The organism is Gemmatimonadota bacterium, assembly GCA_009838845.1.
In the GTDB taxonomy this organism is placed as follows: Bacteria; Latescibacterota; UBA2968; order UBA2968; family UBA2968; genus VXRD01.
Genome location: VXRD01000049.1, coordinates 35,485 through 47,427, shown reverse-complemented (window position 1 = coordinate 47,427; position 11,943 = coordinate 35,485). Strand labels below are relative to the sequence as shown.

Sequence of the window (11,943 nt, the reverse complement as noted above, 5' to 3'; positions counted from 1 at the left end):
CACAGCGCTTTGTCATGTACTAAAACAGATAGCCTACTCTCCAAGTGAAATATCTACGGAAGGACGCAATGCCGCACAAGTTTGAAGCACAGGATGGATGGGATGGGTAAGGAATGCCTCGAAAACTTTTTCATCGAGATCTGCCCCCGTATCAATGGCGACAAAGGCTTGCTGTGTGAGCAAATAGTCGAAGCGGGGTGCCCACTTGCGCGCGCCCAAACGCGCGGTTGTCGAACAATTATCGATCATATAGGCCACGCCGCGATAGTGCATATAGGGATTGAGAGAATCCACACTTTCGATAACAGATTCATTGGCAATTTCGGACCACGCGTGACCTTTTCCAGATAGAATATCGCATTGTGCGACCATAACCGCGCAATAAACGCCTGCGGTGAACGGATTGACGGGAATATCTTCTTCAACGCGCCGGGCGCGCACGCTTTTGCCCACCTCCCACATGTGCGTGCCGTCAATTTTCCCCATGGGATAACGCTCAAAGCGTTTATTTGCCGCGATCACACTGCGGATTTCATCGCCGCTTGCAACGTCATCATAGATCTCGAGAAGAACTTCAGACGCAGGGTGATAAGATGCACAATAGGCTTTCTCAAATTCGGCCTTTCCCGCATCGTCAAAACCCTCGTACACCGCGAGAATACCCTGTTTGGAAATGATTTTTGAAATGGGACCGGTAATGGATTCGCACGACTCGTTAAAAGCGTCTTCTTCGCTCATCCCCTGAAATGTATAGCGACGGTAAAGACATTCGACTACCCCATGTACAGCGCCGAGCAGTATGCCGCGCTCACCATAGATATCAGAGAGATATTCCTGTTCCAACGTGGTCTGAAACGTAAAAGGCGCGCCGAGGGCAATAGACCATCCAAGAGCAATATCGGTGGCATTGCCATCGATATCCTGCACCACGGCAAACGAGGCATTGATGCCCGCGCCATTGACTTCTTTACCCTGTTCGTACAGACGGCGCACAGAAGGCCCCATGCCTTTGGGACAAACAGCGATCACATTCACATTGTCGGGAAATTTAGTCCCCACAGTTTTTAGGTGACCGAGCAAGAACCCATGTGACAGACCGAGCGTAGCACCGGGTTTGAGGCGGTCAAAAATAGCCTGATGGTTCTCCGCCTGCGCCGCATCGGCGATGAGCAAAAGCACCAAATCCGATTCCGCGATGACCTGATACATTTCTCCCAAAGTACCATTAGCTTCGGTAAAACCGGCGGCTTCGGCATCTTCAACCGAGTAAGAACCGGGCCGCAGCCCTACTTTGACCTTAACCCCTGTACCTTCCAGAGATTCGCGCAGATTTTGTGCCTGAGCAGGACCCTGTGACCCCCAGCCGATCACGCCAATCTGGTCAATATCTTTGAGGGCCTCCGGTAACTTGTGGAAAAGATCGCGCCCACCACGCACAATCCTTTCTCTCGTGCCAGCGAGGTCAATAGTCTCGGTTTCAAAAACATTGCTGGAAAAATCCAAATTCATGAGAAACTCCTTAACGGTAGGTATTAATCGTTTGCCGATTGCAAAAAGCAAGGTATAAACTATATTTAAAAAAGAAAAGACTTCTATTAAAAGCAACTAAATTCACTAAACAGGTCGTCTCTATGGCTGAAACATTCGACACAGGAATACTCAACCGCGCAACAGATATTGCCAAAGGACTGTATCCACATCAGGTAGAGGGGATAGCGTTTTTGATGGGGCGTCGGCGGTCGATCTTAGCCGATGACATGGGACTGGGCAAAACGCGGCAATCCGTAATAGCGATGTCACAAACCGAACCTCAGGGACCGTATCTGGTGATTTGCCCGGCAACAGTGAAGCGCAATTGGGCGAGAGAAATTGCGGTTGTTCTACCCCGTGTACAGACATGGATTATTGGACCGGACGATCCCCCCGAGGCTGGGTTTGAGGGCTGGGCGATTATCAATTACGATATCCTGGGCAAGCACATCAATGCGTTATGCGCACTGGGATGGAAAGGCGTTGTCTTTGACGAAGCGCATTATTTAAAAAACCACCGCAGTCAGCGGCACAAATTTTCTGTGCAACTGGTGAGGCAATTGCCCGAAGAAACAGTGGTACATATCTTAACGGGCACGCCCTTGACGAGTCGGCCAAGAGATCTCTTCCCATTGCTACAACTTGCCCGACATGCACTGGGACGCAGTTTTATGGGATTTGCAAAACGGTATTGCGATGCGTATAAGGGGGAATACGGATGGGTAACAGATGGCGCGAGTAATATCGAAGAATTAACTGTACATTTACACGGAATTATGCTGCGGCGGACAAAGAATCAGGTCCTGGATTTGCCACCCAAGATACGGACGTGGTTGGATGTAGATGTATCGAGTAGAGTCGCGCATCGAATGAGCACAGCCGTCCTGGAACTACTACAAAAATACTCTCGGCGAGGAGTGCGAGAGGCTTTGGAGGAATCCTCGTCATCTGAAGACCGGGGACGCGCGCTGGGACAGTTGACAAGGGCAAGACTTCGATTGGCGACATCCAAAGTGCGAACGACATTGCCCTTTGTAGAGAATGTGGTGGATCAAGGAGAAAAAGCGATAGTATTTTCGTGCTTCTTGCGCCCACTGGAAATTTTAAAAACAAAATTCGGCGACCAGGCCGTGGTCATCACAGGTGAAGTGCCGGTAGCACAACGACAAGAAAGGGCGGATCGGTTTCAGGAAGACGATGACGTGCGATTATTGCTGGCAAATATCACAGCAGGCGGCGTGGGGCTAAACCTGACAGCGGCTCGCCAGGTCATTTTTAACGATCTGGACTGGGTACCCGTCAATCACTGGCAAGCCGAAGATCGGGCTTATCGCATTGGGCAGACGGGTATGGTAAATGTAACTTATATGGTTGGACTTGATACAGTCGATACATTTGTACGCACAGTACTGGAAACAAAAGCGGATTTGATTGATCAAATGGTAGAAGGCCGCGCACTGCCCGAAGACTTCCATCGCGATGTAATGGGTGAAATGCGACGCATTATGAACGTGTTACAACCCAGAGTAGATGCCTTGCTCAGGGACATAGACAGCGCACAAGTGGGCGAAGTGTTGCGCGAGGCAAGCGCAACCTTCCGGGAAGCGCATGCAGAGGCATTTGGCACAGGTGAACCGGTTGAACGCCAACAACCATCGCAAGAAGCCATTGAGATTTTGGCGCGGGTATTGAGTGGACCCAAAATTACAAAGTATCGTGCGGAGAGTTCATCACGACCAGGGGCTTTTTACGAATTAGAAGTAGATGGAAACGACGTGTCCTGTGCATGCCGCGGATTTCAATACAGAGGAAATTGTCAGCACTCACGCGCATTGAAAGCCGCACTTGTAAAGGGAGAAGATTTGCCCAGAGGATTTCATGAAGTAAATTCTTAAACACAACAATTCAGGCATCTCTTTCTTCATATAACGCATCTATCAAACGATCTACATGATCAAAGCCATTGCAGATATGGGTAGAAACGCGCATCCAGTAAACACCATCGCTCTTTGCAGTCGGCACAGTAATCCGATATCGCTCATAAAGAAGATCCAGGTCGTCAAATCCAGAAAGATGAAAAGCCGAGATAGAACCAGATAGATCTGGCACGGAAGGCGTAAGCAGTTTTGCCCAACCAGTTGCAGCCAAACGACCTCTCAGATACGCCGCCAGTTGTTGTCCCCGTTCCCGAATTCGCTTTTTGCCAACCGCCTCTTGAAATTCAACCGCTGCGCTCACCGCTGCAAAACAGGCCTGGTCTCGAGTCCCCCAGTTCTCAATACCCCACATAAACGGACGGTCATTGATCCGCAAAATGCCGTCTGCCCCCCTCCTCGCGCCTTCCTGGCTATATCCCCAACTCACAACAACGTGATTGAGCCGCTCTTGCATTGAAGATGATGCATAAAGAAAACCCGTGCCTTTGGGCGCACAGAGCCATTTGTGACAATTGCCGCCGTAAAAATCGCAACCGAGGTCCCGCAAGTTCAGCGGAATCATCCCCGGGGCGTGCGCGCCATCTACTGCAATCAGCGCACCGCGATCATGCGCCAGTAGGGCCAGTGCTCTAATCGGAGTAATCAGCCCCGTGCGGGTGGTGATATGGCTGCAAAAAACCAGTCTGGTGCGGTCTGTAAATTCACTTTCAAAAGCATTCAGAATATCTTTGGGATGTTCGGGAGGAATGGGAATTTCGGCGCGCTTGACCACCACGCCATAGCGGCGCTCAGCCAAATGCAGACAGTTGTCAATCGCACCGTATTCCTGATCTGAAGCCAGGATTTCATCGCCCGGACGCCAATCCAGCCCATGCACAACCATGTTGATAGCCATAGTAACATTGGTGGCAAAAGCAATATCCTCTGCTGGCGCATTGATAAACGCTGCCAGGTGGGCACGAGAGCTATCTATAACGCTGTTATATTCCGCTCGATGTCGCGTAGGATTGCGTTCAACATCCTCCAATATTTCCAACATCTTCTCAAACACGGGTCTGGGCTGTGAACCAAAAGAGCCAGTATTGAGATAAACTTCATCCGGCGCAATCATGTACTCCTTGCGAATCGACTGCCAGTAAGCCTCCTCCGCTACCGAAGTCGGCCAGGCCGTGCGGATAGGGGTCACAGACACCTCCTACACAGAGGATCGCGCTTTGTACCATGCGAGAACGGCGAGAACGAGGGGAACGAGGCCAAAGAGGATCATGAGAGTGCCATTGATCTGGTAAATACCGGGATCGTATTTGAGATAGCGAATGCCAACAAAAATAATTGAACACCAGGCCATCACGGCATAAAAGAGCAGATTGAAGCGGATATACTTCAAAATGAGGAAAGCCATAATCACCCAATATGGGATGCTTTTGGCGAGAAGAATGCCCGCGTGGTAAAAGTCTTTTGCTGGCGAGATCACCGATTGAAAGATAAGCACGAGCAATACGCCGAGAATAACCAGATTTATCTTGCCTATCACGCGCCACCAGACAAACAGAATACCCAGAATGGCAAAGGGAGCTATGAGCATACCGTTGACTTCGTCGATTAGTTCCCCAAATGCGGGGAAATAGCTATTGATTTCAGGGGGCCTACCACCACCTGCGACGAGATAATCGCCGAGATAGGTGAAATTGATATAAGACGAAAAAATGCCATTCCCCCTGGCAATACCCAAACAGCATACGACCAGAAAGGCAACCTGCCACCAGAGTGCCCCGCTATTTATCTTAAGGCGGAGCACATCGATCCAATCGGAAATTTGCATCTCACGGGGGCGTTCACGGCGATACATCGTATCGCCAAACGCACAAAGTAAAAAAACCATGATCGCAGCAGTAACAAGTCCTATGATGAAGCCAATGAGTTTATCTCCGAGAAAAGTACTCATTGCTTCACTGGTATTATAACCTGCGTAGAACGCAGGCAGATTATTGAGTGTTGCGAGTACAAAGCACACACCAGATAGAATGCCAACGCGAATGGGCAACTGCCAGTTGACATGTCCATCGCGATAGGCGCGTAAAAAGAAAATAATGGCGAGCACAGCCGTAACAATAACTGCGATTGTCGAGACAGTAGAGACAATGGTAATTTTGGCCGTGCGTTCGCGCAATTTGCGCAAAAACTCTTCGGGTGCTTTGTAGTATGCGTTTGTCTGACCGATTTGATCGCCCTGTACAGAGGCAATAATGCGAAATTCTCCCTCTTCAACTTTGATATCCGTGCGCTCCCACACAAAACTGTGGTCCATTCTGTTTTCGCGTTTTTGCGAACGAGCTTCAAGGCGTTTGTAAAGAGCAGTATCTGTCACATCGCGCTGTAAATATTCGGATAGAAAGACCTCGGCGATCTTTTGCGCTTCTTCCGTACTGAGTTCTGCGCCTTCCCGATTTTCGGGGACATAATGCGATATGCGACATAAATCGCCATTGCCATCAATACTGACGGTGAGTTCTTCCTTTTCCAGAGGTTTGAACCAGCGCACCCTCCAGCGCCACGAAGCTGTATGCTCAGCAGCGAGCGTGTCCGCACGCGCCAGATCGACATTTCGGATAAGATGTGTAAAATGGCCAGATCCAAAACCACTGGAAAATGACGTGGTGCGTTGATAACTTTCGAGATCGAGCCCGAGTTGACGCCGGATGTCCTCTGCCTTCTCAATCGCCTCGGCCCGTGTGATCATGGACTCGCGGGCGTATTTGGCAAATCCCGGGAGGTCGGATATAAAATACACGGACCAACCGATCAGCCCCAGAACGCCAAAAACGACGAGACCACTTTTGGGAATGAGATAATCCGAAAGGGTTTTGCGTTCGACCTCGGGGTCAGCGGGTGGTTCGGGTTCGGAAATCGGTGTTTCGGATACTGGCGCCTCTGGCGGTTCAGGGGGCGAAACCTCCTCGGGTTCCTCAATCTCTTTATAGCGCCCCGTAATCACACCAAAAATAGCGGGAATGGCAGGAATAAAGATAATCGCAACCGCCAGAATACCCGAGACCTTGAAGTAGAGACTATCGGACTGCACCATCGGATAAATGCCGAGAAAGCAATTGTACACATAATGCGAAATAATCGTTGCCCAAACACCGTAGCGCAAAAACACAATGCCAAAGATAACGCCGACTACTGTGAGTTCAAGACCGCGAATATAAATAGGCTCCTGCGGATAATTCGCGTGCAAAAAGGCCCACACAATCGCGGGAATGAGCACGGCCAACCAGGTCTTTTTTAGATACCTAATGAGCAGGGAAATGGCGAGCAGGCGGAAGAAAAATTCTTCCATCGTCGCAGCGAGAAGACCGATAAGCAGGGGATAAATCCACGGCAAGTAAGTACTATACGTATTGCTGTACTGTGTCATCGCCGCGGGAGACCAGACCCCCAGATAATCATTGCCCAAAATGTAAAAGATGGTGACGTATCCCAGATGGGCAAATGCAAGCCCATAACCGACAAGGGTGACATGCGCAAAATTCGCAGATCGCCAGCCCCGCAGAGACAGACGCGCGAGCGGATTTTTCCAGCCTTCCACATCCTGAGCGGCAGCCCCCCCGGCTGTACCGGACAACGCGATAATAACCCCGCTCAGCACTGCACTCAACAGACCGCCGAAGATAAAGGTGAGAATAAAAGAAACAAATGACTGCGTGGTATCGTAACCGAAACGCGTGAGCGGATACCCATTGACGGCACCGAGGAAACTGGTAGCAGCCACGAGAATACCCACGCCAAGAGCAGCATGCCATATCAATGTGTGCTGGCGATATTTACGCACGAGCACGACAACCATTGCGATACCCAGCGCAAAAAAGAAAACCGAAGCAATATTGGTGAGCAGGCCCGCACGCGAGCGAATTTCTCGATAATTGCGCGAAAAAGTTTCGGGCACTTTGAGATATTCGGCAAAATAACCCGCTTTGTCGCCCTTAACCGTAACGCGCAAACGGTAGTGCCCATCATCGCCCACAACAAAATCTTTTTTGCGGTAAGTAAAAGTGTGATCCATTCGATTGGGGCGCTCAATACTCGACGCTTCGATAGATTCGTAATCGTCGAGTTGAAAGCCCTGCACATCGGTTAGAAAGACTTCCGCAATAACGCGGGCATCTTCTTCTGAAAGACTCGCGCCTTCGTCAGATTCCAGAATACTATGCGTAAACCCTACGATGCGTCCGCCGGGATCAATACGCACGCGCAATTCTTCTTTTTGCAGCGGCTTAAACCAGCGGATGTTCCAATACCATACCGAGACCCACTCACGCACGAGACGGTTGGTTTCCTCAAGACCCAGGGTGCGTTCGAGAAACACCTGGGGCAGGCTGGAGTATGAAAAGACCTGAGCACTTTCATAATCTGTGAGATCGTAACCCAGATGGTTAAGATACGCTTCGGCAGCCTGATGTGCTTGTTCGCGATCAACGCGAAAATTGAGCGAAGCAACTGGAAGCGCGCGGTCAAAAAACTGTATATAACAGGTTAGACCGAGCGCACCTGCGATCAGGAAGCAAACGATCCATAAGGCATCGCGTCGGGTCATAGAATCCTCCTTTGAGAGTTTTGCCCTAACATAACGAGATGAGATGCCAAAAACAAGGGGTATGATGTATTAAATTTGCTTGACACCAAAAAGACACCTTGTTAAATTTTCGGACCTTCATGGAATTTTGAAGATCATTTTTATAATTGAACTTGGGGTAGTAGCTCAGTCTGGTTAGAGTACCGGCCTGTCACGCCGGTGGTCGCGGGTTCGAGCCCCGTCTACCCCGCCATTTGCCAAAAAGCTCGACGCATATCATGTGTCGAGCTTTTTGGCGTGTACTGTTTGGGAGGAAAGTTAAAATTTATGTCCGTTGACAGATTGTACAACAGAATCAAAAACTCGACGCCATTTAAGGACTTGTCGCAAAAACTGGAATCGGGAGAGCGGGTCATAACCATGCGCGGAGGATCAGGATCGCTATCGGCATTTGCCATCGCGTGGATTGAAGAAACCGTACCTGGCCCCGTGGTAGTCGTATGTGCAGATGAGGACCGCGCCGAGTTATTGCGCAATGATTTGGAGCGGCTATTAGACGAAGACCATGTGGGCTACTTTCCGGGTTGGGATGTAGCCCATTTTGACGGGCGTTCGCCGCACCTCGATGTCGTGGGCTTGCGGATGGAAGCATTGGACCAGCTACGCCGGGAGGCCAGCGGCATTGTGGTCACACCCATCGAAGCTCTAATGGGACACACGATACCTCCAGACCTCTTTGACTTGAGTGTAAAAACGCTTCGTCTGGAACAGGAAACATCGCCCCTACAACTGGCGGATCATCTGGTGGAAATTGGATATGAACGGGTAACAACCGTGGAAGGTGTGGGACAATTTGGGATGCGCGGCGGCATCCTGGATATTTGTTCGTTTGGCAACGCGCATCCGATCAGACTGGAGTTTTGGGGCGATGAAATTTCATCCATCCGGGCATTTGACTTTAGCACGCAGCGGTCTATCGAGCAAATGGAGAAAACGCGCATTTTGCCCTGTCGAGAAAGCGTACTTCCGCTTACACTGGCAGATATTTATCTGGAAAACCTGGAAATAGCAGAACGGGATCTGGACATTGAATTGCCCGAGGTGCGAAACTTACTGGAACGCGAAGGCATTTTTGAAGGACAGGAACACTATTTGAGTGTGTTATATGGCGAACGAACGGGATTGCTGGATTACGTGCCCGCAGGATGCTGGCTCGTCCTCGATGACCCGGATGGCATCGCTAATGCCGCGGATAACGCCTGGCACGCGTGTGAGCAAATCGCACAGCGACAAAAAAAACGGCGGGCGGAAACAGAACCCTTGCCAGCGCGGTGTGTACTCCGACAACCGGAAACCGTGCTTCGGCAATTGGAACGCATGCCCCGGGTCTTGAATCGCGCACTGGGAGGGGCATCTGAGGAAGTGGTGGATTTGGGTGGACAGAGTGGGCGACACTACGAAGGCCATGTGCAACTGTTAAAAGAGGATTTGCGAAAGCACTGGTTGGACGCTTATGAAGTGGTCATTCTGTGTGAAAGTGATGGACAAAAAGCGCGATTGGAAGAAATTTTGGAAGAAAGTGCTGATGTGGTCTCCCTGTACGTGGGCACACTACAATCCGGATTTACATACCGCCCCGGCAAAGTCTTTTTGATCAACGACCACGAAATTTACAGTCGCGTACATCGCAGGCGGCGGTATCGACGTTTTCAAGACGCGCAGCCCATCAAGACCGTGACCGCACTTCAGCGCGGCGATTTTGTCGTACACGTAGATCACGGAATCGGTCGGTTTGAAGGCGTGAAGCGAATTGAAATAGGCCGCATGTCCAGCGATTGTCTGACCATTGGATATCGGGATGGGGATCGGGTTTTTGTGCCCGTGGATCAGATGGATCAGGTGCAAAAATATTCAAGCCAAGATGGCGTAGTACCTGTATTGAGCAAATTGGGCACAATAGCATGGGAGCGGCTAAAGGAAAAGACGCGTAAAGCCATATTCAAAATGGCGGCAGAGCTCGTGTCATTATACGCCGAACGCAAGGCGCAACCGGGCATGGCATTTTCGTCTGACGGGTCAGAAATGAATGCACTTGAAGCCTCGTTTCCCTATCGCGAAACCCGGGATCAACAAGAAGCGATTGACGCCGTGCGAAAAGATATGGAAGCGCAGTCTGCCATGGACCGCTTGATTTGTGGCGATGTGGGATATGGCAAAACAGAAGTGGCGATTCGCGGGGCGTTTAAGGCAATTTTAGATGGCAAACAAGTAGCAGTGCTCGCCCCCACGACCATATTGGCGCAACAACATTATCGCACATTTTGCGAACGGTTTTCCGAATTTCCCGTTCATGTAGCAGTCTTGAGCCGCTTCCGAACGCGGGCCGAACAGACGCGAACCCTCGAAGCAATGAAGAAAGGCACCGTAGATATCGTGGTGGGCACGCATCGGTTGTTGTCAAAAGATGTCAACTTCAAATCCCTCGGCCTTCTGGTCATAGACGAAGAACACCGCTTTGGAGTGCGGCACAAAGAGCGGTTAAAAGAAATGCGACGCCTGGTAGATGTGTTGACACTTACCGCCACACCTATTCCGCGCACCCTGCACATGTCGCTGATGGGCGCACGCGATATGTCTGTCATACAAACCCCGCCCAAAGACCGCTTGCCAATTCAGACCGAAGTGCTGGCTTTTGAAGAAGACCGCATTGCCGAAGCGGTCTTACGGGAAGTAGATCGCGGTGGGCAGGTTTATTTTGTCCACAATAGGGTTCAATCCATGCACACGACGATGGACTTTCTCACTCACCTGCTACCGCAGGTGCGTTTTGGTATGGGACATGGACAAATGCCCGAGCGACAACTCGAAAAAGTGATGATGGACTTTTTTGAGCACAAATACGATGTTTTGGTCTCGACCATGATCGTGGAATCCGGACTGGACATTCCCAACGCGAACACGCTAATCGTAAATCGGGCAGATCGCCTGGGATTGGCACAGTTGTATCAATTGCGAGGCCGGGTGGGACGGTCGAATAGGCGGGCATATGCGTATTTATTTGTGCCGTCGTGGCAAGCACTCAAAAAACCGGCTGTGAGGCGATTGCGCGCCATCGAAGAATTTTCAGATCTAGGGTCGGGTTTTCACATTTCAATGCGGGACATGGAAATCAGGGGCACGGGCAACTTGCTCGGCGCGCAACAACACGGACATATAGCAGCCGTGGGATTTGATTTGTACACGCGCCTTTTGGACGAAGCCGTGCGGCAAATTAAAGGCGATGAGACTGAACCTGCGATTGAGCCAGATGTACAGGTGTCCGTCTCGTCGTATATTCCAGACGACTATATTCCAGATGCAGATCAAAAAATGCAGTTTTATCAGAGATTGGGCCAGATAAGGCGAACAGTGGAAGTCCTGGCAATAGAGGAAGAACTCGCGGACCGCTTTGGACCTTTGCCCGACCCCACGTCCGCATTATTAGACATCTTACAGGTCAAAATTTTGGCCCGCCAACTCAGGTTGTCCCAGTTGCAAATCGGACAGACCATGACAATGACCCTGTCGCCAGACAAACCCCTGATGCGAACAGATATCGAACGGATGGTGACACAGTCACCAATCCCCCTGGAATTTGCCCTGGGAGAGCCTCCAAAAATCGAAGTCGCACTAATTGGAAAGGGACCGCAATCGCGGTTAGAATCGGCTAAAAATGTGTTGCAGAGCCTAATTTGAAGGCGTATATTCGAAGACGAATAGACGAATCAGCGAATAGACGAATCAGCGAATAGATGCAATTTAGAGGCCCATCCATCTGAGGTTGTTTTTTGGGCGGGGTTCGTAGATTCGTAGATTCGTTTTGTCGTTTACCGTCTGGAACTTTATTTGCTGTCCAATAGTTAG

General features: G+C 50.3%; 5 protein-coding genes and 1 tRNA gene. 3 read left to right on the top strand and 3 right to left on the bottom strand.

Features of this window, described 5'->3' with window-relative positions:
* Positions 1-33: 33 nt before the first annotated feature.
* Positions 34-1,509 carry a ketol-acid reductoisomerase gene (locus tag F4Y39_07360; protein MYC13532.1) on the bottom strand — a complete coding sequence of 492 codons (1,476 nt, stop codon included), beginning with the start codon at positions 1,507-1,509 and terminating at the stop codon, positions 34-36.
* A 122-nt stretch (positions 1,510-1,631) separates the two neighbouring features.
* Between F4Y39_07360 and F4Y39_07355 the strand changes: the two genes are divergently transcribed.
* Entirely contained in the window at positions 1,632-3,425 is a 1,794-nt protein-coding gene (locus tag F4Y39_07355; GenBank protein MYC13531.1) for a DEAD/DEAH box helicase, read from the top strand.
* Between the two features lie 10 nt (positions 3,426-3,435).
* Here the strand turns inward: F4Y39_07355 and F4Y39_07350 are convergent, their stop codons facing one another.
* Complete coding sequence (locus tag F4Y39_07350; protein ID MYC13530.1) at positions 3,436-4,653, bottom strand: aminotransferase class V-fold PLP-dependent enzyme; 1,218 nt, start codon at positions 4,651-4,653, stop codon at positions 3,436-3,438.
* A gap of 9 nt (positions 4,654-4,662) precedes the next feature.
* Positions 4,663-8,061, bottom strand: coding sequence for a CPBP family intramembrane metalloprotease (locus F4Y39_07345; protein MYC13529.1), 3,399 nt, complete (start codon positions 8,059-8,061; stop codon positions 4,663-4,665).
* Positions 8,062-8,215: 154 nt separating this feature from the next.
* Here F4Y39_07345 and F4Y39_07340 point away from each other — a divergent pair.
* A tRNA-Asp gene (locus F4Y39_07340) sits at positions 8,216-8,293 on the top strand.
* Positions 8,294-8,367: 74 nt separating this feature from the next.
* On the top strand, positions 8,368-11,775 hold the full coding sequence (gene mfd / locus F4Y39_07335; GenBank protein ID MYC13528.1) for a transcription-repair coupling factor: 3,408 nt from the start codon (positions 8,368-8,370) through the stop codon (positions 11,773-11,775).
* Positions 11,776-11,943: the final 168 nt, after the last annotated feature.